This window comes from Streptomyces sp. 3211.6 (genome assembly GCF_003634815.1).
Classification (GTDB): Bacteria; Actinomycetota; Actinomycetes; order Streptomycetales; family Streptomycetaceae; genus Streptomyces; species Streptomyces katrae_A.
In genome coordinates, this window is sequence record NZ_RBXC01000001.1 from 4,633,387 (window position 1) to 4,657,388 (window position 24,002).

Below are 24,002 nucleotides of genomic sequence, written 5' to 3' on the forward strand. Positions count from 1 at the left end.
TCCCGGCGCTCCCGCTCCCTGCGCTTGCGCTGACCCGGCATCCGCTCTTCTCTCCCCGTCGGCCGCTGTCGGTGGCGGCCACTGCCGCCTCCACGACCGCCCCAGTCCAGGGGATTAGCATGCGCGCCGGGGCCGGGTGGACGGGAAGGCGGAGCGGTGGTGGCTGGCTTGTCCGGCAGTGGAGTTGAGGGGCAGCGGCGGCCCGAGGTGCTTGCCGGGCTGCTCAAGGCCGCCCGTGTCGGGCCCGGAGGGCACCGGGCGGCGGCGCACAGGGTGGCCGCCTGGCTGGGCCGTGCCGTCGGGGGCTCCGCGCGGATCGAGGTCCCCGCACGGATCGAGGGCTCCGCGCGGGCCGGGGGCGGGGACGGTGCGCTTCTGCGGGACGTCGCCGCCGGGAGCCCCCGGTCCGCCGTGGTCGCCGAGCCCGGGCGGCACCTGCGGGTGCTGGCCCTCGGGGTCGAGCGGCCGCATCCGGTGCTCGTCGTCACCCGGCCGTCCCCTTACGACGAGGCCGCCGCGGCCCTCGTCGCCCACGCCGCCACCGTCCTGGAGCTGCTGCTGTCGGCCGGTGAGGCGGACGAGCGGCGGCGTCGGCTGGCCGAGGCGGGGGCGGGGGTGCGGCTGTCAGTGCTCCAGCTGCTCATGGGCGGGGAAGTGGTCCTCGCCCAGCGGACGATGGCCGGGCTGCGGCCCGGGCTGCTGGACGCGGAACGCGTGGTGGTGTGCGTACTGGAGGCCTCGGAGGGCGAGCGGGGGGAGGTGGCGCGGGCCTGTGAGGGGCTGCTCGCCGGGCGGGCGCTGGTCGTGCGGTGCCCCGCGGACGACGGGCACGTCATCGTCGTCGCGCCCGTCAGCCCGGGGGGCGCCGCCGGGACCGGGGCGCAGGACGCCCTGCGGGAGTTCGTCACCGGGCGGGACGGGGTTTTCCTGGGGGTCGGTGACCGCCACCCGATCTCCCGGGTCGCCGCGGGCTACGACGACGCCATCCGGAGCCTGGCCGCCGCCCGGCTGATGCCGGGGCGGGTGGCGGGGCACCAGCCCGGGGCGCGGCTGCCGGAGGTACTGGACGCGGGGGCGGCGGCCGGCTGGGCGGCCGGGTTCCTGCGGCCGCTGGCGGCCGTGCCGGCGCAGGACCGGGGGCAGCTGACGGCGACCGTCCGGCTCGGGCTGGAGTTCACCGCCGTGAACGCGGCCAGGCTGCTCGGGATCAGCCGCAACACCGTGCGGGCGCGCATGGACCGGGTGGCCGGGCTTCTCGGCCTCGACCTGGGCGACGTACGGGCCCGGGCGGCGCTGGACCTCGCCCTGAGGCTCGATGACGGCGATCCCGGTACGGCTCGGAGCGGCCGGGCCGGCGGTACCGGCCAGGCCCGCAAGGGCAGCGACGGCGGCCACGCCGCCCAAGCCGCCCAAGCCGCTCACGGCAGCGGTACCGGCCACGCCCGCCCCGCCGCCACCCGGCCCGGACCGGGACCGGGGCCGGGGCCGGGCGGCGGGGAGCTGGGCCGGATGCTCGCGGCTCCGCCCGTCCTGGTCTGGGCGCGGGACCTGCTCGCGCCGCTCCGCGGCGACGAGCGGGACCTGCGGCGGACCCTGCGCGACTGGGTGGGGGAGAACTGCGCGGTCGAGCCCGCCGCCCGGCGCCGGGGCGTGCACCCGCAGACCGTGCGCGAGCACCTGCGCGGGGCGGAGGGGCTGCTGCGGCGGCAGCTCGTCGCGGGCGGCAGCGGGCTCTACGAGGTGGTCCTCGCGCTCACCGTGACGGGAGAGCTGGACGAGGCCCCGTCCCGGGGATCTTCGGGCCGGTCAGCGCCGGGGGACCGTGCACTCGTGACACCTTCGTGCCCCGCGACCGTGCATCCGTGAGATGGCGGCCGGTCCACCGGGGCCCTAGTTTCTCCTTCAGCGGCACCCGAGGTCGGTGCCGCCAACGGGGGGATCGGAACTGCAGGTTCCGATCTATCACGCGGGAGCGTGACGCCGAACCGGGCCCGGAGCCGCTGCTGCGCTCCGGGCCCGGTTCGTCATGCCGGCGGCCGTGACGTGACGGCTACTTCTTCGTCGGCAGCGGCGGGAGCGACGGGAGCTTGCCCGGGTCGCTCTTCTGGAAGGTGTCCTGGCCCGCGCCCTCCCAGGTGACCTTCAGGGTCGTGGCGTCGACCGAGTCGACCTTGCCCTTGGAACGGGTCGCGCCGGGCGGGCACTTCAGGTCGAGGGTGGTGCCGTTGGAGCTGCCCTCGCAGGTCAGGCCGGTGGCGGCCTCGACCACGAGCGCCTTCTGGCCCTTGACCGTGAGCACCACGCTCTTGCCCGGGTTCTGCATCGAGATCCAGCCGCCGTCCAGGGTGCCCGCACCCCCCGCCGCGCCCGTGGCCGTGCCCGCGCCGGCCGTCGGGGCGGCGGTGGGGGTGGAGGCGGCCGGGGCGGAGGGCTTGGCGTCCGGCTTCGAGGAGCCGTCGCTGCCGCAGGCGGTCAGGGTCAGGGCGGCGGCCAGGCCGGCGGCGGCGAAGGCGGCGGTGCGCAGGGTGCGGTGCGGGCTGCTGTGCACGGGAAGGTCCCCCAGGAAAGCGAGTTGATCGATCGACGGAACGCGCCAAAGTACCAGCCGTTCCGGCGGTCCGAGGCACCTGCGGACACGCCCGGCCGGGTCCGGTCGGTTCCGGCCGCCGTGCCCCGGGTCAAGAAGGGGTCCGGGCCGGGCCGGTGGCCCGGAGGCGGGGCGTCAGAGGTACTGGGCGAAATCGTCCAGGGTGCGCAGGACCTCGTCCTCCCGGGCGGAGGGGAGTTGGAGTACGACCTCCTCGATGCCCAGCTCGGCGTAGTGGGCGAGCTTGCCCGGGTTGGGCTGGACGGCGTACGGGACCACCTGGAGGGTCTTGGGGTCGCGTCCGGCGTCCTCCCAGACCCGGCGCAGCACCGGCAGGTTCTCGGTCAGGCCGCCGCCTCCGATGGGGAGCCAGCCGTCTGCGTTGTCGGCGACGGCGGCGAACAGCCTGGGGCCGGCCGCCCCGCCGATGAGGGTGCGCGGGCCGTGCAGCCGCTGTCCGCCGGGGAGTTCGCGCGGGGGCGTGGCGGGCTTGGGGTGGGCGAGGCTGGCCTGGACGGAGCCGAACGGGCCCTCGTAGGCGGTCGGCTCCGGGGACCACAGGGCGCGCATGAGGGCCATGTGCGAGCGGACGCGTTCGCGCCGGGTGGGCCAGTCGACGCCGTGGTCGGCGGCCTCCTCGACGTTCCAGCCGTAGCCGATGCCGAGGGTGAGGCGGCCGCCGCTGAGGTGGTCGAGGGTGGCGGCCTGCTTGGCGAGGCCGATGGGGTCGTGCTGGGCGACGAGGGTGATGCCGGTGCCGAGGTGCAGGCGGCGGGTGACGGCGGCGGCCTGGGCGAGGGCGACGAAGGGGTCGAGGGTGCGGCCGTACTGGTCGGGGAGTTCGCCGCCCATGGGGGCGGAGGTGGTGCGGCTGACCGGGATGTGGGTGTGTTCGGGGAGGTAGAGGCCGGCGAAGCCGCGCTCTTCGAGGGTGGTGGCGAGGCGGGTGGGGGAGACGGTGAGGTCGGTGAGGAAGATGGTGGTGGCGATCCGCATGTGGGCACCTCCGTGTCGTCGGGAGGGCCAAGGTACGGGGTTCCGGGTGCGGTTGTGAGGGGCATGCGGGGCCTGAACGGTCGGGCGGGGCCGCCCTGTGCGGCGGTGTGTTCCGGTGCGCCCGCTCTCCCCCCGGGCTTTGCGCTCCGTTCGGGCCGGGGGGCCGGCCCGGCCCCGTGCGGAACGACTGCCCGGGCCGGGGGAGCGTCAGCCCTGCGGGTAGCGGGCGAGCCAGGCCGGGGTGGTGTGGAGGGTGGGGCCCTGGGTCATTTCCAGGGCGAAGTCGTCGGCGAGTTCCAGGATCGTGGCGCGGCCCTCCAGTTCGGCGAGCCAGGCCGCCGGGAGGGCCGTCTCACCGTGGAGGGCGCCGAGCAGGGCCCCGCACAGGGCGCCGGTGGCGGTGGAGTCGCCGCCGTGGTTGACGGCCAGGCGCAGCCCGTGCGGGACGTCCTCGGCGACGAGGGCGCAGTAGACGGCGATGGCGAGGGTGTCCTCGGCGTCGCGGCCGTCGCCGGGGGAGAGGGAGCCGACGGTGCGGGGGCCGGGTGTGCCGTCGGTGACGGCGGCGACGGCCCGGCGCAGGGCGTCGGTGACGGGCTGGTGGCCGGGGCGGGTGGCGAGGAGGGCGAGGGCGCGCCGGAGGGCGGCGTCGAGGGTCTCGCCGCGCGTCAGGCCGTGGACGATGACGGCGAGGGCCCCGGCGGACAGGTAGGCGGTGGGGTGGCCGTGGCTCTGGACGGCGCACTCGACGGCGAGCTGGAGGACGAGGGAGGGCTCCCAGCCGACGAGGAGCCCGAAGGGCGCCGAGCGCACGGTGGCGGCGGCGTCGCGGGCGGTGGGGTTCTTGAGCTGGTCCAGGGTGGCGAGGGAGTCGTCGGCGAAGCCGGTCATGCAGGCCCGGTCGGGGCCGCGGCGGGCGTAGAGCCATTCCTCGTGGGCGAGCCAGCCGTTGTCCTTGCGGCGCTCGTCGGGTCCCCAGTCGTGCTGGGTGGCGGCCCAGCGGAGGTAGGCGCGGTGGACGTCGGTCGGGGGGTGCCAGGCGCCGGTGTCGCGGCGCACGTGGGCCCGTATCAGGCCGTCCACGGTGAAGAGGGTGAGCTGGGTGGACGCGGTGACGGTGCCGCGGCGGCCGTAGGCGGGGGCGGGTTCGGTGAGGCCGGCCGGGCCGTGGGCCTCGCGGATGCCGTCCAGGGAGAGGCCGGCCACGGGGGCGCCGAGGGCGTCGCCGATGGCGGAGCCGAGGAGGGTGCCGCGCACCCGGCTGCGGAAGTCCTGCTGTTCGGTACGGCCCCACAGGGCGGTGGCCAGGACGACGCCCGCCCCGGGAGGTACGGCCGGGGCGGGTGCCGCCGGGACGTGCGCCCTTGGCGCTCCTGCCGTCCCTGCCGTCCCTGGCGCCCCTGCCGTTCCTGGCATCCCCGCCGGCGATAGGTTCGCCGCCGCCGTCCCCGCCGTCCCCGCCCCCGCCGCCCCTGTCGGCGGTTCGGCCGCTCCCGTGCCCGTCGCCGTGCTTGCGGTCGTGCTCGTCGTCGTGTCCATGCCGTTCCCCCCAGAGTCTGGCGCGCACTGTAGTGGACAGGTTCGGGCGGATTCGGATGGAGTCCGTCAGGTCGGCCCGTAAGTGACCGGAGAACGGCCGGAATGCGAGCGGTCCCAGCCCGCGAGACGATCAGGTGGCACGTTTTGCCACTCGCCTTCGCGGTGGCTGTTTCCAGCCATGCGCCGTTCACACGAGGTTCGCCGGGGGCCCGGAGCCTCGACGCCATGAAGAAGGCTCTCCTCGCCGCGACCGTCACCGTCGCCGCCGCGCTCACCACCTCCCTGGTCGTGGCCCCCGCCGCCTCCGCCTCCGGCTGGGAATGGCCCGGCCGCCACCACGACCGCACCTCCGTCCCCTTCACCGAGGCCACCGTCACCGCCGCCGCGGACGGCTCGTACGAGCTGAAGTGGAACGCCAAGGGCACCCGGCACGTCGAGATCGAGGCGAACGGCAAGGTCGTGGCCAAGGGCGCCGCCCAGGGCCGGGCCACGGTCAAGGGGCTGCCCGCCGCCGACCGCCAGTGGTTCGACTTCAAGGCCGACCACGGCCAGGGCCTGCACCTCGCCGACCGCCAGATCAAGCTGGAGGGCGCGGTCAACTTCCGTGACGTGGGCGGCTACCGCACCACCACCGGCCAGTGGGTCAAGATGGGCGAGGTCTACCGCTCCGACGCCCTGAACAAGCTCACCGGGAACGACAAGGCCAAGCTCCAGCGGCTGCGCGTGAAGACGGTCTTCGACCTGCGCACCCAGGACGAGCGCACCAAGGACGCCGACCAGGTCCCGGCCGGCGCCCGCTACGTGGTCGCCGACGTCTTCGCGGGCTCCGGCTCGTTCCAGACCCTGCCCAAGTCCCCCGACGAGGCCGTCCAGGCCATGATCGGCGCCGAGCGGAGCATGGTCAGCGGCGCGGGCGGCAAGAAGGCCTACACGCAGGTGCTCGACGGGGTCCGTGACGACCGCGCCCACGCCGTCCTCTTCCACTGCACCGCCGGCAAGGACCGCACCGGCTGGGCCGACGCCACGCTGCTGACCGCCCTCGGCGTCCCGCGGGAGACGGTGCTGGCCGACTACCTGGCCAGCAACGACTACCGCAAGGCCGCCAACGACGCGCTCCTCTCCCACCTGCCGGCCGCGCAGGCCGCCGTCTACAAGCCGCTGCTCGACGTCCGCCCCGAGTACCTGAACGCGGGCTTCGACGAGGTCAAGGCCACCTACGGCAGCTTCGACCGGTACCTCAAGGACGGCCTCGGCATCGACTCCCGCGAGCTGCGCGAGCTGAAGCGGGACCTCCTCGTCGGCTGACCCCCGCCAACGGCGCTCAGTCCAGGACCGGCAGCAGCTCCGGCAGGTGCCCGTCCGAGGCCCGGGCCGCGTCCTGGCGCTCCTGCGGCACCTCCCCGTACAGGGTCGTCCGGGGCCGTGCGGGCCGACCCGCCGCCTCCGCGACCGCGACCAGGTCCCGGACCGACTTGTACGAGCCGTACGAGGAGCCCGCCATCCGGGAGATGGTCTCCTCCATCAGCGTCCCGCCCAGGTCGTTCGCCCCCGAGCGGAGCATTTCCGCCGCGCCCTCCGTGCCCAGCTTCACCCAGCTCGTCTGGATGTTCGGGATGTGCGGGTGCAGCAGCAGCCGGGCCATGGCCGTCACCGCCCGGTTGTCGCGGACCGTCGGGCCGGGCCGGGCGATGCCCGCCAGGTAGACGGGCGCGTTGGTGTGGATGAAGGGGAGGGTCACGAACTCCGTGAAGCCCTCCGCGCCGTTGGCCAGCGCCGTCTCCTGGATGCGGGCCAGGGTGCGGAAGTGGCCGAGCCAGTGCCGGGGCTGGTCCACGTGCCCGTACATCATCGTGGACGAGGAGCGGATGCCCAGCGCGTGCGCCGTGGTGATGACCTCGGTCCAGTCCGCCGTCGGCAGCTTGCCCTTGGTGAGCACCCAGCGGACCTCGTCGTCCAGGATCTCCGCCGCCGTGCCCGGGATCGAGTCCAGCCCCGCCTCCTTGGCGGCCGTCAGCCAGTCCCGTAGGGACATCCCGGTGCGGGTGGCGCCGTTGACGACCTCCATCGGGGAGAAGGCGTGCACGTGCATGCCCGGCACCCGCTGCTTCACCGCCCGCGCGATGTCGAAGTACGCCGTCCCCGGCAGGTCCGGGTGGATGCCGCCCTGCATGCACACCTCGACGGCGCCCACCTCCCAGGCCTGCGCGGCCCGGTCGGCGACCTGCTCCAGGGAGAGGGTGTAGGCGTCGGCGTCGGTGCGGCGCTGCGCGAAGGCGCAGAACCGGCAGCCGGTGTAGCAGACGTTGGTGAAGTTGATGTTCCGCGTGACGATGTAGGTGACGTCCTCGCCCACCACCGACCGGCGCAGGTCGTCCGCGATCCGGCACAGCGCGTCCAGCGCGGGGCCGTCCGCGTGCAGCAGGGCCAGGGCCTGGTCGTCGGTGAGCCGCTCCGGATCGTCGGCGGCCTGCGCGAGGGCGGCCCGCACGTCGGTGTCGATCCGCTCGGGGACCATGCCGGGCGCGGCCGCCTCGCGCAGGGCCTCCCAGTCGCCGTATACCTCGTCGAAGTCCTCGCGGCGGTCGCCGGTGCGGCCCTCGGTGTCGACGGCGGTGTGCAGGTCGGTGCGCCCGCTGGCGGTGAAGGCCTCCTCGGGCTCCTGCCAGGGGTGCCCCTCCACGACGGCGTCCGGGCGGGCCAGGCCGGTCTGCGGGTCGGCCAGCGCCCGCACGTGGGGCAGCAGCCGGGGGTCCAGCCAGGGCTCGCCCCGGCGGACGAACTCCGGGTACACGCAGAGCCGTTCGCGCAGCTCGAACCCGGCCGCCGCCGACCGCTCGGCCAGCAGGTCGATCTGGGGCCAGGGCCGCTCGGGGTTGACGTGGTCCGGGGTGAGCGGGGAGACCCCGCCCCAGTCGTCGATGCCCGCGCCGATCAGGCGGGCGTACTCGCCGTCGACCAGGTTGGGCGGGGCCTGGAGGCAGGCGGAGGGGCCCATGATGTGCCGGGCCACGGCGATCGTGGCGACCAGGTCGTCCAGTTCGGCGTCCGGCATCCCGCGCATCGCCGTGTCCGGCTTGGCGCGGAAGTTCTGGATGATCAGCTCCTGGATGCCGTGGTAGGCGCGGGAGATCCGGCGCAGCGCGAACAGGGACTCCGCCCGCTCCTGGTACGTCTCCCCGATGCCGATGAGCAGCCCGGAGGTGAAGGGTACGGAGGAGCGGCCGGCGTCCTCCAGGACGCGCAGGCGGACGGCCGGCTCCTTGTCGGGGGAGCCGTGGTGGGGGCCGCCGGGCTCGGACCACAGCCGGGTGGCGGTGGTCTCCAGCATCATCCCCATGGACGGGGCGACGGGCTTGAGGCGCTGGAAGTCCGCCCAGGACATGACCCCGGGGTTGAGGTGGGGCAGCAGCCCCGTCTCCTCCAGGATGCGTACGGAGATGGCGCGGACGTAGGAGATCGTGTCGTCGTAGCCCTCCGCCTCCAGCCACTCGCGGGCCTCGGGCCAGCGGTCCTCGGGCTTGTCGCCGAGGGTGATGAGGGCTTCCTTGCAGCCGAGGGCGGCGCCCCGGCGTGCGATGTCGAGGACCTCGTCCGGGGACATGAACATCCCGTGTCCCGCGCGGCGCAGCTTGCCGGGGACGGTGGCGAAGGTGCAGTAGTGGCACTTGTCGCGGCACAGGCGGGTGAGGGGGATGAACACGCTCTTCGAGTACGTGATCACGCCCGCGCGGCCGGCGGCCGCCAGGCCCGCGTCGCGGACCCGGGCGGCCGAGGCGGCGAGGTCGTCCAGGGCCTCGCCCCGGGCCTGGAGCAGGACGGCCGCCTCGGTCGCGTCGAGCGCGACGCCGTCACGGGCCCGCCGGAGCGCGCGGCGCATCGCGTTGTCGGTCGGGGCGTCACTCGGAGTGGTCATACGGCGAGCATACGATCAGCGGTTCGGGGGCCGGAGGGGGTCATCGCATCAGCTCACCGGCGTTGACCAGCAGGGACTGGCCGGTTATCGCCCTTGCCCGGTCGGAGGCGAGGAACACGGCGGCGTCCGCGACGTCCCCGTCGGTGGCGAGGTCGGGCAGCGCCATCCGGCTGGTGAGGCGGGCGTGCACCTCGGCCTCGGGGACGTTCTCGGTGTGGGCGGTGAAGGTCACGAAGGCCTGGACGGGCGGCCCCCACATCCAGCCGGGCAGCACGGTGTTGACGCGGATGCGGTGCGGGCCGAGCTCGCGGGCCAGGGAGTACATGGCGGAGGTCAGCGCGCCCTTGGAGGCGGCGTAGGCGGCCTGGCGGACCTCGCTGGGGGCCGCGACGGCGGACTGGGTGCCGATGAGGACGACGGAGCCGCCGCCCCCGGCCTTGAGGGCGGGCAGGCAGGCCCGGGTCATGCGCAGCGTGCCGAGGAGGTTGACGTCGAGGATCTGCTGCCAGGTCCCGAAGTCGGCGTCCTCCAGGCCGCCGAAGTAGGAGTCCCAGGCGGCGACGTGCACGACGGCGTCGATCCGGCCGAAGCGTTCGGCGGCGAGGGAGGCGAGGGCCGCGCACTGCCGCTCGTCGGTGATGTCGGTGGTCAGGTACGCGGTGTGGGTGCCGTCGGGGTCGATCTCGGCGGCGGACTTGGCCAGGTTGGCCTCGGTGCGCGCTCCGAGGACGGCGTTGCCGCCGTCACGGACCACGGCGGCGGCCACCTGGTGGCCGAGCCCGGCCCCCACACCGGAGACGACGACGGTCTTCCCTCGCAGCAGCATGAAGCGCTCCCGTGTGACTCGGCCCGTTGAGCGGACGACGATCCCCAAGGTTTCTGACGGTGCGTCAGGGTAGGGGTGCGGGGCTGCGGTGGGAAGGGGTGCGGGGGCCTGGGCGGGCGCGGGCGGGTGCGAGCCGGTCAGCGCCTCCCGCTGACGTCCAGGTAGATGTTGGCGATGACCCAGGTGAACCACAGCAGCGGGACGATCGCCACGTAGGCGAGCGGCCGGGCGTACACCGGCGGGCCTTCCTCCAAGGGCTGGCGGCCCGGCGCCGGGGTGGGGTCCGGGAGCTTGCCGAACTTGATCGCGGCGAGCAGGTTCCAGATCAGCGTGAACGGCGTGAAGATCACCAGGGACAGGGGGCTCCACCAGCCCTGGCAGAGGGTCTTGGTGGTCAGGGTGCGCACCAGCGACCGGCCGCACGGGCGGCAGAACGGGCCGTTGAGGGTGTGGAAGCGCATCAGGACCAGCACGCCGACATGGGCCCGGACCGAGAAGAGCGCGGCCTGCGGGGCCCCGCAGTTGCGGCAGCCGGGCGCGGGCGCGTGGCCGTACGGGGGCGCGTACGCGGGGTCGTACGGCATGGCGCCCGGGCCGCCCTGCTGGGCGGGGAGGCCGGGGCCGGGCGGCGGCGGGTAGCCGGCGCCCGGGTGCGGCGGCTGGCCCACGGGCGGCTGGCCAGGCTGGCCCATGGGCGGCTGGCCGGCGGGCTGTTGGGCGTACGGGTTCGGCTGCTGGGCGGCGGCACCCGCGTACGGGTTCGGCGGGACCGGGGCGCCGGAGTAGGGGTTCGGCGCGGGCTGGTGCGGCTCGGTGGTCATGGCAGGCCTTCGGGGTCGGCGGCGCGGGCAGGAGAGCGGCGGCGGCCGACGGGCAGGGCGGTGCACGGCCTGGCCACGGCCCGTACCTCCTTCCGGATGCCTTCACGGAAGGAGGAGGCCTCGCACGCCAGTTCTCTCTTCTGGCCTGAAACTACCAGGAGTCGAAGCGCCCCCGGCCACCCCTCGCCCCCGGCGGGTCACTGCTTCGGGTTCGCCGCCACCAGCCGCCCGAAGGCCTCCGGGGTGATCGTCTCCAGGCCCTTGCCCGTCAGCACGTTCACCTCCTTGCCGTTGGCCTCCACCACCGGCGTGCCCTTCTTCCCGCTGCCGTGGAAGGCCTGCGAGACCCGGTCCACCCACGGCATGTACGTCAGCTCCTCGACCGCCTTGTCGAAGCCCGGATTGCGCAGCCCCGGCACCCGGTCGGCGAGGTCCAGCAGGGTGGCCGTCGAGCCGAACTTGTCGTCCGACTCCTTCTGCGGATGGTTCGCGTAGAGCACCTGGAGGTAGTCCATGAACTTCTCCGGGCCCTCGTTGACCGCCGCGCCCAGCGCGTTCAGCGCGCGCTTGGAGCCCTTGCCGCCGAGCGCCCCGTCCAGGAAGGTGGCGAAGTGGTACTCGACGCGGTAGTCCCCGGCGTCCGCCCGCTCCTTGAAGGCCGGCCCGAGGCCCGTCTCCACGCCCGCGCAGAACGGGCAGCGCGGGTCCAGCCAGACCGACACGAGGTCCTTCGCGCCCTCCTTGCCGTACGGGACGACCACCCCGTCCTCGCCGGCCGTGTGCGCGGGCCGCACGAACGGCCTGCCGCCGGCCTCGCTCTCCCCCGGACCGGCGGACCGCGACGCGTAGACGCCCACCCCGGCCGCGATCGCGAGGACGGCGGCCAGCGCACCGCCGACGAGCAGCCGCCCGCGCAGCCGCGCGCGCCGCGCCTGCGCCTCCCGTTCCGCCACGAGCCGTTCGCGGGCCTCGCGCCGCTGGTCCTTCTTGCCACCACTCGCCATGAGACCAGGGTAAATTCCAACAAGCCCTGCCAGGATGGGCCTTTGGGACGTTACGGACAGGGCCGGAAGTCCCGTTCGCACCGGGCCGGAGGGCCGCAGGAGGCGGGCTGGACGTCCTGGGCCACAGGGGGGTGAAGCCGAGACGAATGGTGTGTCATATCTACGGGGGCGACGGCGAGTCGTATCCGAATACCTGATAGACAGAAGAATCACGGCCCGACCGGCCGTGCACCTGACTTCGCCGGCCGCCTTGGGGGGATCGCCGCACCGTGAAGCCGCTTCACCGTCACGTAGTCAACACCTCGCGGAAGGTGTTGTGCACGGCCGCCCTCGCGGCCAGCCTCACCACCGCCGCCGTCGTGACCAACACCCCGGTCGCCGGCGCGGGCGAGGCCGAACCCACCCCGGACAGCCCGCAGGCCGCCGAGCGGGGCGACGCCCGCCTCGACCTCCCGGGCCAGCTCGCCGACCCGGTCGTCCCGCCCGCCGCGGGCGGAGCGGCCACCGAGGGCGCCGCCGGCATCCCCGCGACCGCCCTCGACGCCTACAAGCGCGCCGAAGTCGCCGTCGCCGCCGCCCTCCCCAAGTGCAAGCTGCCCTGGCAGCTGGTCGCGGGCATAGGCCGGGTCGAGTCCGTGCACGCCTCCGGCTACGGGCTCAAGGACGACGGCACCACCGAGCGGCCGATCCGCGGGCCCCGCCTGGACGGCAACGGCTACGAGAAGATCCTCGACACCGACAAGGGCGAGTTCGACGGCGACACCGAGTACGACCGCGCCTTCGGCCCCCTCCAGTTCATCCCCTCCACCTGGGCCACCTGGAAGGCCGACGGCAACGGGGACGGCAAGCGCGACGCCAACAACATCTACGACGCGGCGCTGGGAGCGGGCCTCTACCTCTGCTCGGGCGGCAAGGACCTCTCCCTCCCGGCCGACCTCGACAGGGCGATCCTCAGCTACAACAACTCGCGCGAGTACGTGAACAGCGTGCTCGGCTACATGCGCCAGTACCAGCAGGACGGCACCGCCGGGATCCCGAACCCGCCCGTCGGCACCTACCCGACCCCGCCGACGCCGACCGTCCCCACCCCGCCGCACGTCCCGGCCCCCAACCCGCCGGCGACGAAGCCGACGCCGACGCCCAAGCCGGACCCGAAGCCGACCCCCGACCCGAAGCCCACCCCGAAGCCCGACCCGTCCACGCCGACCCCGGCGCCGGCGACCCTGGCCAAGCTGGAGCAAGTCGGCGACGCCAGGCTGGAGGCGGAGGCAGGCAGCACGTTCGCGGACGGCGTCCGCTTCAAGGCGGTCCTCAGCGACGGCAAGCCCGCCGTCGGCCAGGTCGTGCTCTTCGCGGTCGAGAAGGACACCACCGGCGGCACGGGCTTCGTCTTCGGCGACGAGGCGAGCGTGGTCGTCCGTACCGACGCCCAGGGCATCGCCACCGCCCCGCGCCTGAAGGCCGGCCCGAAGGCGGGCACGTTCACCCTCCGGGCCAGGGCCTACGACTCCAAGGGCCAGTTCACCGTGGCGCTGGACGGCAAGGTCACCGAGAAGCCGGCCGAGAAGCCGCTCGCGCTGACCCGTGCGGACGCCGGCGGGGCGGTCGAGGTCGCGGCCGGCACCCCGGTCAAGGGCCTGCAGTTCCTGGCCGCCCGCGAGGGCAAGCCGGAGGACGGGGTGCAGGTCACCGCCACTCTGGTCACGGGCAAGCCCGGGGCCTGGGTACCGGTCGACCCGAAGTCGGCGACGGGGCCGTTCTTCAAGGGCGCCGCGGACGGCCAGAAGCTGTTCACCCTGGAGCTGCCCAAGACGGGAGCCGACGGGAAGGTCTCCCTGCCGGACCTGCTGACCACGGACGCGCCCGCGGGCACGTACCACCTGCGGCTGACCACGGCGGACGGGGCGGAACTCGTCCTGGACCTCACGGTCACCGCCCCGAAGGCGGAGCCCAAGGCCTGACCGGGCCCGTACGGACCCAGGACACGGCACGACACGGCACGGCCGGCCGCGCAGCGCGCGACCGGCCGTGCCGTGCGTGTACGGGGTGCCGGGGCCCCTATACGGGGGTGTCCTGGACGGCCGTGAAGCCGGTGCCGCAGGCGGCCACCAGGTTCGAGGCGCTGAACGGCGTGTCGGAGGTGGTGCACGTGGCCTGGTGCAGCTCGCCCTCCCGGTCCTGCAGGGTGACGTAGAGGGAGCCGGGGTCGGCCTCGGTCACCGAGGCGGCGGTGTCCGTGACGCACTTGGGCGCGTTGGCGAGGATCCCCAGGTTGATCCACACGCCGGGGTTGCGGCTGTCGTTGAGGAAGGCGTGCCCGTGCCGGTCGGTCGCCACGCGGAAGATCAGACCGGGGGGGAAGTTGGTGTAGTCCGGCGCGGCGGTGGAGAGGTCGCGGGAGGTGGAGCACTTCCTGCGGTGGTCGTCGTCCCGGTCGTCGTCGGAGCGGGCCGGCGTGGCGGTCCCCGTCTGCTTGGCCGGCTTGACCGCCTTGGCGGGATGGGAGGCCTTCTTCTTGTGCTGCGGGTCGTGGTCCATGCCCCCTGCGGCCGCCGACGGCGCCATCAGTGCGCCGAGGAGCACCGCCCCCGACACTGCCGAAATACCCCGTGCGGCCCAAGCGAGCTTCGTCATCCGATTCCTCCGTGAGTGCGAGTTCGATGTCGCGCGACCGAACATCCCCGCCGCCCGCCGGTTGTACGCACACTGTGACGAGCAGTCACTCAGGGGAACCAGAATCTGGCCCCGAACGGCCGCTGTGGGCCTTGGATCCGGAGGAAAAAGGCAGGAGCCCCGCCCCTTCCGTTCGCACGGGAAGGGCAGGGCTCCTTGGGTACTGCGATAATCCGGCCGCGATCCGACCGGCCTGGCGACTAGGCCGGGGTGACGTTCTCCGCCTGGGGACCCTTGGGGCCCTGCGTGACGTCGAAGTTCACCTGCTGGTTCTCCTCGAGGGAGCGGAAGCCGGTGGCGTTGATCGCGGAGTAGTGGACGAAGACATCCGGGCCGCCGCCGTCCTGGGCGATGAAGCCGAAGCCCTTTTCAGCGTTGAACCACTTCACGGTTCCGGTAGCCATGAGCCCTCCTATGGGCCAAAGGGTCGCCCTGCTCCAGAACCTGCTAAGAAGTCTGAAAACTACAAAAGCCTGCGGGTTACATGCTCCGCAGGCCTCGTACTGCAAGGGAAACCAAACTGCAACTTGCGTCGAGCCTAGCACGCACCCTCGGGCCGAGACCAGAGGGAAAGATCACGTCACCCGGACGTTTGAGACCCGCTCGATCGCTGACGGAGAAGCGCCGCTAGTCTCGCGATGTGGACGTCTATCGCAGCCGGCCCAGGGTCGGCCACATCCAGTTCCTGAACTGCCTGCCCCTCTACTGGGGGCTCGCACGCACCGGCACGCTGCTGGACATGGAGCTGACCAAGGACACCCCCGAGAAGCTGAGCGAGCGGCTCGTCCAGGGCGAGCTGGACGTCGGCCCGATCACCCTCGTGGAGTTCCTCCGCAACGCCGACAAGCTCGTCGCCCTCCAGGACATCGCCGTCGGCTGCGACGGCGACGTCATGTCCTGCGTGATCGTCTCGCAGGTCCCGCTGGAGCAGCTGGACGGGGCCCGGGTGGCCCTCGGCTCCACCTCGCGCACCTCCGTGCGCCTGGCCCAGCTGCTGCTCGCCGAGCAGTACGGGGTCCGGCCCGACTACTACACCTGCCCCCCTGACCTGGGGCTGATGATGCAGGAGGCCGAGGCGGCGGTGCTGATCGGCGACGCCGCGCTGCGCGCCTCGCTGCACGACGCGCCCCGGCTGGGGCTGGCCGTGCACGACCTGGGGCGGATGTGGAAGGAGTGGACGGGGCTGCCGTTCGTCTTCGCCGTCTGGGCCGCCCGCAAGGACTACCTGGCCCGCGAACCCGAGATCGTCCGGGAGGTCCACGACGCCTTCCTTGCTTCCCGGGACCTCTCCCTGGAGGAGGTCGTGAAGGTCGCCGAGCAGGCCGCGCGCTGGGAGGCCTTCGATGCCGGACTGCTCCAGCGCTACTTCACCACCCTCGACTTCCGCTTCGGTCCGGAACAACTCGCCGGTGTGCGGGAATTCGCGCGCCGTACGGGCGCGGACACCGGCTACGCGACGGATGTGGCCGTGGAGTTGCTGAAGGCCGGCGGGCCGGAACGCTGATCGCCAATACCCCGGGGACCTTTCCGGGGATCTTCCACTTCCCGGCAGGTAATGTTCCGTTTGCCGGAAATTCGTTCGCCTTTCGCATTTCCGTCGGCCGTGCCGGAAGGCCGCCGGAAGATCGGCGGAAGACCGGCGGAAGAGCGCAGGAAGATCCCCGGAAGAGCACGGAGAACGCCGGGAAGGAATTGGCGGGCGAAGTGCGGGCGGGCGGTTCGCATTCCGCGTGCGGATCGGGCCGCCCCCGGGCCCGCCCCACCCCCTAAGGTGCTGCTGTCCGGGTGACCACCGAACCCGGGGACAGGGGGACTCGATGCATCCGCTCGAAGCCGGTGAGCCGCGGACGATCGGCGCCTACCGGCTGCTCGGCCGGCTCGGCGCGGGCGGCATGGGACGGGTCTACCTGGGGCGCAGCGCGGGCGGCCGGACCGTCGCCGTGAAGGTCGTGCACCCCCACTTCGCGTCCGACGCGGAGTTCCGCGCCCGTTTCCGCCGTGAGGTGGAGGCCGCCCGGCGGGTGGGCGGGGAGTGGACCGCGCCCGTGCTGGACGCCGACCCCGAGGCGGCCGTGCCGTGGGTGGCGACCGGGTACGTGGCGGGGCCCTCGCTGGACCGGGCGGTCGCCGGGCACGGCCCGCTGCCGGAGGGCTCGGTACGGGCCGTGGGCGCGGGGCTGGCCCGGGCCCTGGTGGCGGTGCACGGGCTGGGCCTCGTCCACCGGGACGTGAAGCCCTCGAACGTGATGCTGAGCCTCGACGGGCCCCGGCTGATCGACTTCGGGATCGCCCGGGCCACGGACGGCACCGCCTCGCTGACCTCCACCGGCGTGTCCATCGGTTCGCCGGGCTACATGTCCCCCGAGCAGATCCTCGGCAAGGGGGTCACGGGTGCCTCGGACGTGTTCTCCCTCGGCGCGGTCCTGGCCTTCGCCGCGACCGGCCGGCCCCCGTTCAGCGGGGACAACTCCGCGACGCTGCTCTACAAGGTGGTGCACGAGCCGCCGGAGCTCGACGCGGTCCCGGCCGGGGAGCTGCGCGAGCTGATCGCGTCCTGCCTGGCCAAGGCGGCGTCCGAGCGGCCCTCCCCCGAGGCCCTGGCGGCCGCGCTGGGCGGGGCCCTGGGTGCTCCGGGCTGGCTCCCGGCCCCGCTGGTGGAGGAGGCCAGCCGGGCGGCGGTGGCCCTGCTGGACCTGGACGCGGACGCCTCCGAGGGCGGCGCGGGGGCCGGGGCTCCGGGTGCGGGGGCCGGCGGCGGTGGCGGGTCCTGGGCGGGGTCCGGCGGTGCGTACGGGTCCGGCGGCGCGGCCGGGGCCGGGTTCGGTGCGGGGACCGTCTCCGGGTCCGGGCCGGTGCCGTTCACCGAGGGGTCCTTCGGCGGGCCCGTCGGGGTCGGGTTCGGGACGCCGGACCCCACGTACGGGAACCCGTCCGGGTACGCCGGGGGCGCCGGCCCCTACGGCTCCGGCGCGGGCGGTTCCGGGTTCGGGACCGGTCCCGGCGGCGGGCCCTACGGCTCCGGCTCCGGCGGCGGCCCCTACGGTTCCGGCTCGGGTACCGGTCCCGGCGGCGGGCCCTACGGTTCCGGTCCCGGTTCCGGTGCGGGCGGCGGGGTGTACGGGGCGCCCACCGAGACCGCCGGCGGCGGCCGGGTGCCGCAGCCGCGGACGGCTGCGGACGGCGAGCGGCGCGGGGTCACCCTCAGCGCGGCCGGCCGCCGCTTCAGCTGCACCCTCGTGCTCGGCGCGGCCGCCGTCCTGACGGCCCTGTCGGGCGGGCTGTACGGGATGGGGCTGCTGCCCGGCCAGGGTGCCCGGGACGCGGCGGTGGGCAAGCCCCCGACCGCCGGCCCGGCCCCGGACGCGGCCGCCTCCGCCCCCTCGTCGCCCTCCTCCCCGTCCGCGTCCGGTTCCGCGGCCCCGCCCAAGGGCACCCGTGACGACGTCCCCAAGGAGCTCACCGGCACCTGGAAGGGCACCGTCACCACCAACCTCGGCGCCACCACCGAGTTCGAGATCACGATCCGCTCCGGCAAGGTCGGCGAGGTCGTCGCCCGGGACAAGTCCGTCCTGCCCCTCCTCGGCACCGACTGCAGCGGCGACTGGAAGCTCTCCTCCGCCACCGACCGCTCCCTGGTCCTGGACAGCGCGGGCGGCCCCAACCCGGCCCCGGGCGTCTGCGCCGGCGGCTCCGCCGACGAGCGGTTCACCCTCAACCCCGGCGGCACGCTCCACTACAAGTCGGGCGACCGGGCGGCCGGCAACCCCGAGGGCGACCTCACCCGCAGCCCCTGACCCGGCCCCCGCCCCCTGGCGGAGCCGGTCGGGGGCCCTGGCGTAGGCTGGATCGGTCCGGAACCCTTGACACACCGCCGAAAGGTGACCCACCGGTGACCGACCTGGCCGCACTCCAGTCCGTCCTCGACCGCGCCGCAGCGGGGGGCCGGATCACCAAGGAAGAGGCGCTCGACCTCTACCGGCACGCCCCCCTCCACGCGCTCGGCCAGGCGGCCGACGCGGTGCGCCGCCGCCGCTACGCGGGTACCGAGCACATCGCGACGTACATCATCGAGCGCAACATCAACTACACCAACGTCTGCGTCACGGCCTGCAAGTTCTGCGCCTTCTACGCGGCCCCGAAGGACACGAAGAAGGGCTGGACCCGCGGCCTCGACGACATTCTGCGCCGCTGCGCGGAGACCGTCGAGCTCGGCGGCACGCAGGTGATGTTCCAGGGCGGGCACCACCCGGACTTCGGCGTGGAGTACTACGAGGAGCACTTCTCCGCCATCAAGAAGGCCTTCCCGCAGCTGGTCATCCACTCCCTCGGCGCGTCCGAGGTCGAGCACATGGCCCGCATCTCCGGCGTCTCCGCCGAGGAGGCCATCACGCGCATCCACGCCGCCGGCCTCGACTCCTTCGCGGGCGCCGGCGCCGAACTCCTGCCGGAGCGGCCGCGCAAGGCCATCGCCCCGCTGAAGGAGTCCGGCGAGCGCTGGCTGGAGATCATGGAGATCGCCCACAAGCTGGGCGTGGAGTCCACCTCCACCATGCTGATGGGCACCGGCGAGACCAACGCCGAGCGCATCGAGCACATCGCGATGATCCGTGACACGCAGGACCGCACCGGCGGCTTCCGCGCGTTCATCCCGTACACGTACCAGCCCGAGAACAACCACCTCAAGGGCCGGACCCAGGCGACGGTCTTCGAGTACCTGCGGATGATCGCGATCGCGCGCCTCTTCCTCGACAACGTCGCGCACATCCAGGGCTCCTGGCTGACCGTCGGCAAGGAGGCGGGCCAGCTGGCCCTCCACTACGGCGCCGACGACCTCGGTTCGATCATGCTGGAGGAGAACGTCGTCTCCTCCGCCGGTGCCAAGCACCGCTCGAACCGCCAGGAGATCATCGACCTGATCCGCAAGGCGGGCCGCGTCCCGGCGCAGCGCGCGACGACGTACGAGCACCTCGTGGTGCACGAGGACCCGGCGAACGACCCGGTCGACGACCGCGTGGTCTCGCACATCTCCTCGACCGCCATCGAGGGGGGCACCGCGCACCCCGAGCTGAAGCTCATCTCCACGAACTGACGCGGACCGACCCCGATGCTGACGCTGCACACCGCCGAGCTCCTCGTCACCGGGCCGGGCGCCGCTCCGCTGGAGGCCGGCGCCGTCCTGGTGGAGGGCGACCGCATCGTCCGCACGGGCCCGTACGAGGACCTGGGCGCGGCCGCGCCGCACGCCCGCGTGCGGCGCTGGCCCGGGGTGCTCACCCCGGGGCTGCTGGCGCGCGGGGCGGAGGTGCTGCTGGAGGGGACGTACTACCCCGACGACCCGTACGAGGTCACCGAGCTGGGCGCCGACCCGATCACCGGCGCCGAGGCGCTGGAGGCCCTGAAGCTGACCGAGTCCCGCTGGGGCAACAGCGCCCGGCGCGGCACGCAGAAGCTGCTGGCGCGCGGGGTGGTGGCGGTGGCCGGACGGTTCGCGATCCCGGCGGTGCGCACGGCGGTGGTCCGCTCGGGCCTGGCCGTGGTCCCGCCCGCCCCCTACGAGGGCGCGGCGGCGCTGGACCCGCTCACGGGGCGGGAGAGTGCCGGGCAGGCCTTCCACGGGGTGCTCCAGGACGGGGCGGCGGCCCGGTTCGCGGTGTTCGCGGTGGCGGACGAGGCCGAACTGCTGGAGCGCGGGGCGACCACCTGCGTGGCCACCGTCATCGGCGGCCGGCTGCTGCACCGGCGGCGGTAGGGCCCACGGGCGAGGCCACCGCGCCGACCCGGCGGCGGGCCTGAGAGGATGGGCGCTACGAGCCGGCCGGCCCACGGACCGACCGACCGGCCCGCCGACCGACCGGCGCACCGCCACACCCACCGAGCACCGAGGGGCCACCGCCAGTGACAAGGGCTTCCCTGGACAAGCAGCCGCACGAAGTCGCCTCCATGTTCGACGGCGTCGCGGAGAAGTACGACCTCACCAACGACGTCCTCTCCCTCGGGCAGGCGCGCCTGTGGCGCAAGGAGGCCGCCAAGGCGGTGGCCGCCCGCCCGGGCCAGAAGGTGCTCGACCTGGCCGCCGGCACCGCGACCTCGTCCCTCCCGTACGCCGCGACCGGCGCGTACGTCGTCCCCTGCGACTTCTCCCTCGGCATGCTGCGCGAGGGCAAGAAGCGCAACCCGTGGCTCCCGCTGACGGCGGGCGACGCGACCCGGCTGCCCTTCGCGGACGACGTCTTCGACACCGTGACGATCTCCTTCGGGCTGCGCAACGTCCAGGACACGGACGCCGCGCTGCGCGAGATGTACCGGGTGACCAAGCCCGGCGGGCAGGTCGTCATCAGCGAGTTCTCGCAGCCGACGTGGGCGCCGTTCCGCACGGTCTACACCGAGTACCTGATGCGCGCCCTGCCGCCGGTGGCCCGTGCGGTGTCCTCCAACCCCGACGCGTACGTGTACCTCGCCGAGTCCATCCGCGAGTGGCCGGACCAGCCCGGGCTGGCCGAGCTGCTGCAGAAGGCGGGCTGGGGCCAGGTCGCCTGGCGCAACCTGAGCGGCGGCATCGTGGCCCTGCACCGCGGCGTCAAGGCCCGGTAGCACCCGTCGGTACGTGTGGCACCCGTGGACTACCAGCACATCCTCGAACGGATCGCGGCGGACGTCGCCCCGCTGATCGGCAGCGGCACCCCGGCCGAGTACATCCCGGCACTGGCGGGGGTCGACCCCCGCCGGTTCGGGATGGCGATCGCCGACCTCGACGGGAACGTCTTCGGCACCGGGGACTGGCGGGTCCCCTTCTCCACCCAGTCGATCACCAAGGTCTTCGCCCTGGCCCTCGCCCTCGCGGAGGGCGGCGACAGCCTGTGGGAGCGGGTGGGCCGGGAGCCGTCCGGCAACCCGTTCAACTCCCTGGTGCAGCTGGAGTACGAGAACGGCATCCCGCGGAATCCTTTCATCAACGCGGGCGCGCTCGTCGTCACCGACCGGCTGCAGACCCTGACGGGTGACGCGAGCAGCGAACTCCTGGAGTTCCTGCGGCAGGAGAGCGGGAACCCGGACATCGGCTTCGACGCGGAGGTGGCCGCGTCCGAGCACGAACACGGCGACCGGAACGCGGCCGTGGCGCACTTCATGGCCTCGTACGGCAACATCGACAACCCCGTGCCGGCGCTGCTGGACCACTACTTCTGGCAGTGCTCGATCGCGATGACCTGCGCGGACCTGGCCCTGGCCGGGCGCTTCCTCGCCCGGCACGGCCTGCGCGCGGACGGCTCGCGGCTGCTGACCCGCAGCGAGGCGAAGCAGATCAACGCGGTGATGCTGACCTGCGGGACGTACGACGCGGCGGGGGAGTTCGCCTACCGGGTCGGGCTGCCGGGCAAGAGCGGGGTCGGCGGGGGCATCATCGCGGTCGTCCCCGGCCGGTGCACCCTCGCGGTGTGGAGCCCGGGCCTGGACGCCCAGGGCAACTCGGTCGCCGGCGCGGCGGCCCTGGACCGCTTCACGACGCTGACGGGCCTGAGCGTGTTCTGACCCGAGGGGGCTGGACAGTGCCGCTGTGCGGCACTTCCAGCCCGCGCAGGGGGCACCTCCCAGCGGTAGCCGGGGGAGCTTGAGCGCACGGGCGCGCAGCGCACGTACCGGGGTCCGGGGCGGAGCCCCGGGGAACGGTGGAAGGGTGGGTGGGGGACGGCTCCGCGCGGCGGCACCCCCGGCCCCCGGCAGACGTCAGCCCAGCGCCAGCTCGTGGCAGACGGCCCGTCGACCGGACGGGGTCGTGAACTCCTCACCCGGCGTCATGCCGAGCCGCTCCGCGACCGCCACCGAACGCACGTTGCCGGCGTCGATCACCGCGCACACCCCCTCCACCCCCAGCCCCCGCAACCGCTCCACGGTCGCCAGCGCGGCCGCGTACGCGTACCCCTTCCCCCAGGCGGAGCGCCCCAGCCGCCACCCGATCTCGATCCGCCCCACCGGCCCCCACGCCTTCGCCGCAGGCCACGGCTGCGCGCCCGTGAAGCCGATGACCTCGCCGTCCTCGTCCAGCAGGGTCCACAGGCAGTACCCGAGCTGCGCGTCGTGCATCCGCTGCCGGGCCGTGAACTCCTCGTACGCGGACAGTTCCGCGGGCCCCCCGAGGAACTCCATCACGTCCGCGTCGTCGAAGACGCGGTGCCATGCGTGCGCGTCCTCGTCGATCGGTACGCGGAGCTGGACCGCCGGCAGTGGCGGCCGGGTCGTCGGCGAGGTCGTCATCGGGGCAGCCCTTCGGATCGCGATCACTCTCGCTGCATAGACTGCGTCATGTCCTGTGCCGTTGGGCACCCTTTATCGAGCCTTCGGGAGACCCCGCAGTGACCGAGCCCACCGAGCCCCTCTCCGAACACCGCGCGGACGTGATCGTCGTCGGGGCCGGGCCCGCCGGCTCGACGACCGCCTACTACCTCGCGAAGGCGGGACTCGACGTCCTGCTCCTGGAGAAGACGGCGTTCCCGCGCGAGAAGGTCTGCGGTGACGGCCTGACCCCGCGCGCCACCAAGCAGCTGGTGGCGATGGGCATCGACATCTCCGAAGAGGCCGGCTGGCTGCGCAACAAGGGCCTGCGCATCATCGGCGGCGGGCAGCGGCTCCAGCTGGACTGGCCGGAACTGGCCTCGTACCCGGACTACGGACTCGTCCGCAAGCGCGACGACTTCGACGAGACCCTGGCCCGCCAGGCGCAGAAGGCCGGCGCCCGCCTGTACGAACGCTGCAACGTCGGCGAGCCCGTCCGGGACCCGCGCACCGGGCACATCACCGGCGTGCACGCGAAGCTCGGCGAGGAGAAGACCCCGGTCACCTTCCACGCCCCGCTCGTCGTCGCCGCCGACGGCAACTCCTCCCGGCTCTCCCTGGCGATGGGCCTGCACCGGCGCGAGGACCGCCCGATGGGCGTGGCGGTGCGCACCTACTTCACCTCGCCCCGGCACGACGACGACTACCTGGAGTCCTGGCTGGAGCTGTGGGACCGGCGCGGTCCGCAGGACCGGCTGCTGCCCGGCTACGGCTGGATCTTCGGCATGGGCGACGGCACGTCCAACGTCGGCCTCGGCATCCTCAACTCCTCCTCCGCCTTCAAGGAGCTGGACTGGCGCGAGGTCCTCAAGGCCTGGTGCGCGTCCATGCCGGAGGACTGGGGCTACACCCCCGAAAACATGACGCAGCCGATCCGCGGCGCGGCCCTGCCGATGGCCTTCAACCGGCAGCCGCACTACACCAAGGGCCTGCTGCTGGTCGGCGACGCGGGCGGCCTCGTCAACCCGTTCAACGGCGAGGGCATCGCCTACGCGATGGAGTCCGGCCAGATCGCGGCGGAGGTCATCGTCCAGGCCCACGCCCGCGCCACCCCGGCCCAGCGCGAGCTGGCGCTGCACAGCTACCCGAAGGTGCTGAAGGAGACCTACGGCGGCTACTACACGCTGGGCCGCGCCTTCGTGAAGCTGATCGGCAACCCGACGGTCATGAAGATCGCCGCGCAGCGCGGCCTGACGCACCCGGTGCTGATGCGCTTCACGCTGAAGATGCTGGCGAACCTGACGGACCCGACGGGCGGCGACGCGATGGACCGCATCATCAACGGCCTCTCGAAGGTCGCCCCGAAGGCCTGACC

Annotated in this window: 20 protein-coding genes; 10 read left to right on the forward strand and 10 right to left on the reverse strand. The window is 73.8% G+C overall.

Annotation, left to right across the window (positions count from 1 at the left end; all coding sequences use genetic code 11):
• Positions 1 to 168 precede the first annotated feature (168 nt).
• The gene (locus BX286_RS37500) at positions 169 to 1,866 is read left to right on the forward strand and encodes a helix-turn-helix domain-containing protein (RefSeq protein ID WP_148710288.1); all 1,698 of its coding nucleotides are present in this window, start codon (positions 169 to 171) and stop codon (positions 1,864 to 1,866) included.
• Between the two features lie 184 nt (positions 1,867 to 2,050).
• Here BX286_RS37500 and BX286_RS21490 read toward each other — a convergent pair whose 3' ends face one another.
• The 3 genes from BX286_RS21490 to BX286_RS21500 form a co-directional block, all read right to left on the reverse strand.
• A complete protein-coding gene (locus BX286_RS21490; protein ID WP_237293028.1) occupies positions 2,051 to 2,548 on the reverse strand; it encodes a hypothetical protein in 498 nt (165 codons plus the stop codon).
• A gap of 174 nt (positions 2,549 to 2,722) precedes the next feature.
• Positions 2,723 to 3,583 carry a TIGR03619 family F420-dependent LLM class oxidoreductase gene (locus BX286_RS21495; RefSeq protein WP_121016042.1) on the reverse strand — a complete coding sequence of 287 codons (861 nt, stop codon included), beginning with the start codon at positions 3,581 to 3,583 and terminating at the stop codon, positions 2,723 to 2,725.
• Between the two features lie 207 nt (positions 3,584 to 3,790).
• Complete coding sequence (locus tag BX286_RS21500; protein ID WP_121016044.1) at positions 3,791 to 4,999, reverse strand: ADP-ribosylglycohydrolase family protein; 1,209 nt, start codon at positions 4,997 to 4,999, stop codon at positions 3,791 to 3,793.
• Positions 5,000 to 5,347: 348 nt separating this feature from the next.
• On the opposite strand from BX286_RS21500, the gene BX286_RS21505 reads away from it, so the two are divergent.
• On the forward strand, positions 5,348 to 6,427 hold the full coding sequence (locus BX286_RS21505; RefSeq protein WP_121016046.1) for a tyrosine-protein phosphatase: 1,080 nt from the start codon (positions 5,348 to 5,350) through the stop codon (positions 6,425 to 6,427).
• 16 nt (positions 6,428 to 6,443) lie between these two features.
• Here the strand turns inward: BX286_RS21505 and BX286_RS21510 are convergent, their stop codons facing one another.
• The 4 genes from BX286_RS21510 to BX286_RS21525 all read right to left on the reverse strand — a co-directional run bounded on the left by BX286_RS21510 (position 6,444) and on the right by BX286_RS21525 (position 11,686).
• Positions 6,444 to 9,035 carry a bifunctional FO biosynthesis protein CofGH gene (locus BX286_RS21510; protein WP_121016048.1) on the reverse strand — a complete coding sequence of 864 codons (2,592 nt, stop codon included), beginning with the start codon at positions 9,033 to 9,035 and terminating at the stop codon, positions 6,444 to 6,446.
• Between the two features lie 40 nt (positions 9,036 to 9,075).
• Positions 9,076 to 9,861, reverse strand: a complete 786-nt coding sequence (locus BX286_RS21515) for an SDR family oxidoreductase (RefSeq protein WP_079429221.1) — start codon at positions 9,859 to 9,861, stop codon at positions 9,076 to 9,078.
• 137 nt (positions 9,862 to 9,998) lie between these two features.
• Complete coding sequence (locus BX286_RS21520; protein WP_199848400.1) at positions 9,999 to 10,682, reverse strand: hypothetical protein; 684 nt, start codon at positions 10,680 to 10,682, stop codon at positions 9,999 to 10,001.
• A 197-nt stretch (positions 10,683 to 10,879) separates the two neighbouring features.
• Complete coding sequence (locus BX286_RS21525; protein ID WP_079429222.1) at positions 10,880 to 11,686, reverse strand: thioredoxin domain-containing protein; 807 nt, start codon at positions 11,684 to 11,686, stop codon at positions 10,880 to 10,882.
• Between the two features lie 269 nt (positions 11,687 to 11,955).
• Here BX286_RS21525 and BX286_RS21530 point away from each other — a divergent pair, with 269 nt between their 5' ends.
• Positions 11,956 to 13,647: a hypothetical protein gene (locus BX286_RS21530; RefSeq protein ID WP_261993491.1), complete on the forward strand. Its 1,692-nt coding sequence runs from the start codon at positions 11,956 to 11,958 to the stop codon at positions 13,645 to 13,647.
• Positions 13,648 to 13,744: 97 nt separating this feature from the next.
• On the opposite strand, the gene BX286_RS21535 is transcribed toward BX286_RS21530, so the two are convergent.
• Both BX286_RS21535 and BX286_RS21540 read right to left on the reverse strand, forming a co-directional pair.
• The gene (locus BX286_RS21535) at positions 13,745 to 14,320 is read right to left on the reverse strand and encodes a hypothetical protein (protein ID WP_148710289.1); all 576 of its coding nucleotides are present in this window, start codon (positions 14,318 to 14,320) and stop codon (positions 13,745 to 13,747) included.
• 239 nt (positions 14,321 to 14,559) lie between these two features.
• Positions 14,560 to 14,763 (reverse strand): cold-shock protein, encoded by a 204-nt coding sequence (locus BX286_RS21540; RefSeq protein ID WP_027749613.1) that lies wholly within the window; start codon positions 14,761 to 14,763, stop codon positions 14,560 to 14,562.
• A gap of 236 nt (positions 14,764 to 14,999) precedes the next feature.
• Between BX286_RS21540 and BX286_RS21545 the strand changes: the two genes are divergently transcribed.
• The 6 genes from BX286_RS21545 to BX286_RS21570 all read left to right on the forward strand — a co-directional run bounded on the left by BX286_RS21545 (position 15,000) and on the right by BX286_RS21570 (position 21,886).
• Positions 15,000 to 15,863: a menaquinone biosynthetic enzyme MqnA/MqnD family protein gene (locus tag BX286_RS21545; protein WP_079429224.1), complete on the forward strand. Its 864-nt coding sequence runs from the start codon at positions 15,000 to 15,002 to the stop codon at positions 15,861 to 15,863.
• A gap of 313 nt (positions 15,864 to 16,176) precedes the next feature.
• Positions 16,177 to 18,153: a serine/threonine-protein kinase gene (locus BX286_RS21550; RefSeq protein WP_121016055.1), complete on the forward strand. Its 1,977-nt coding sequence runs from the start codon at positions 16,177 to 16,179 to the stop codon at positions 18,151 to 18,153.
• Positions 18,154 to 18,248: 95 nt separating this feature from the next.
• Complete coding sequence (mqnC, locus tag BX286_RS21555) at positions 18,249 to 19,448, forward strand: cyclic dehypoxanthinyl futalosine synthase (RefSeq protein ID WP_100863108.1); 1,200 nt, start codon at positions 18,249 to 18,251, stop codon at positions 19,446 to 19,448.
• Positions 19,449 to 19,463: 15 nt separating this feature from the next.
• Complete coding sequence (locus BX286_RS21560) at positions 19,464 to 20,108, forward strand: imidazolonepropionase-like domain-containing protein (protein WP_121016058.1); 645 nt, start codon at positions 19,464 to 19,466, stop codon at positions 20,106 to 20,108.
• A gap of 146 nt (positions 20,109 to 20,254) precedes the next feature.
• The gene (locus BX286_RS21565; RefSeq protein ID WP_079429228.1) at positions 20,255 to 20,950 is read left to right on the forward strand and encodes a demethylmenaquinone methyltransferase; all 696 of its coding nucleotides are present in this window, start codon (positions 20,255 to 20,257) and stop codon (positions 20,948 to 20,950) included.
• A 24-nt stretch (positions 20,951 to 20,974) separates the two neighbouring features.
• The gene (locus tag BX286_RS21570; protein ID WP_079429229.1) at positions 20,975 to 21,886 is read left to right on the forward strand and encodes a glutaminase; all 912 of its coding nucleotides are present in this window, start codon (positions 20,975 to 20,977) and stop codon (positions 21,884 to 21,886) included.
• 195 nt (positions 21,887 to 22,081) lie between these two features.
• Here the strand turns inward: BX286_RS21570 and BX286_RS21575 are convergent, their stop codons facing one another.
• On the reverse strand, positions 22,082 to 22,609 hold the full coding sequence (locus BX286_RS21575; protein ID WP_079429230.1) for a GNAT family N-acetyltransferase: 528 nt from the start codon (positions 22,607 to 22,609) through the stop codon (positions 22,082 to 22,084).
• Between the two features lie 98 nt (positions 22,610 to 22,707).
• Between BX286_RS21575 and BX286_RS21580 the strand changes: the two genes are divergently transcribed.
• Positions 22,708 to 24,000, forward strand: coding sequence for a geranylgeranyl reductase family protein (locus BX286_RS21580; RefSeq protein WP_045946772.1), 1,293 nt, complete (start codon positions 22,708 to 22,710; stop codon positions 23,998 to 24,000).
• Positions 24,001 to 24,002 lie beyond the last annotated feature (2 nt).

Coding starts and splice junctions, on each gene's coding strand:
- BX286_RS21495 (WP_121016042.1), bottom strand. CDS start 3,583: ATGCGGATCGCCACCACCATCTTCCTCACCGACCTCACCGTCTCCCCC.
- BX286_RS21500 (WP_121016044.1), bottom strand. CDS start 4,999: ATGCCAGGAACGGCAGGGGCGCCAGGGACGGCAGGGACGGCAGGAGCG.
- BX286_RS21505 (WP_121016046.1), top strand. CDS start 5,348: ATGAAGAAGGCTCTCCTCGCCGCGACCGTCACCGTCGCCGCCGCGCTC.
- BX286_RS21510 (WP_121016048.1), bottom strand. CDS start 9,035: ATGACCACTCCGAGTGACGCCCCGACCGACAACGCGATGCGCCGCGCG.
- BX286_RS21515 (WP_079429221.1), bottom strand. CDS start 9,861: ATGCTGCTGCGAGGGAAGACCGTCGTCGTCTCCGGTGTGGGGGCCGGG.
- BX286_RS21520 (WP_199848400.1), bottom strand. CDS start 10,682: ATGACCACCGAGCCGCACCAGCCCGCGCCGAACCCCTACTCCGGCGCC.
- BX286_RS21525 (WP_079429222.1), bottom strand. CDS start 11,686: ATGGCGAGTGGTGGCAAGAAGGACCAGCGGCGCGAGGCCCGCGAACGG.
- BX286_RS21535 (WP_148710289.1), bottom strand. CDS start 14,320: ATGACGAAGCTCGCTTGGGCCGCACGGGGTATTTCGGCAGTGTCGGGG.
- BX286_RS21540 (WP_027749613.1), bottom strand. CDS start 14,763: ATGGCTACCGGAACCGTGAAGTGGTTCAACGCTGAAAAGGGCTTCGGC.
- BX286_RS21550 (WP_121016055.1), top strand. CDS start 16,177: ATGCATCCGCTCGAAGCCGGTGAGCCGCGGACGATCGGCGCCTACCGG.
- BX286_RS21560 (WP_121016058.1), top strand. CDS start 19,464: ATGCTGACGCTGCACACCGCCGAGCTCCTCGTCACCGGGCCGGGCGCC.
- BX286_RS21575 (WP_079429230.1), bottom strand. CDS start 22,609: ATGACGACCTCGCCGACGACCCGGCCGCCACTGCCGGCGGTCCAGCTC.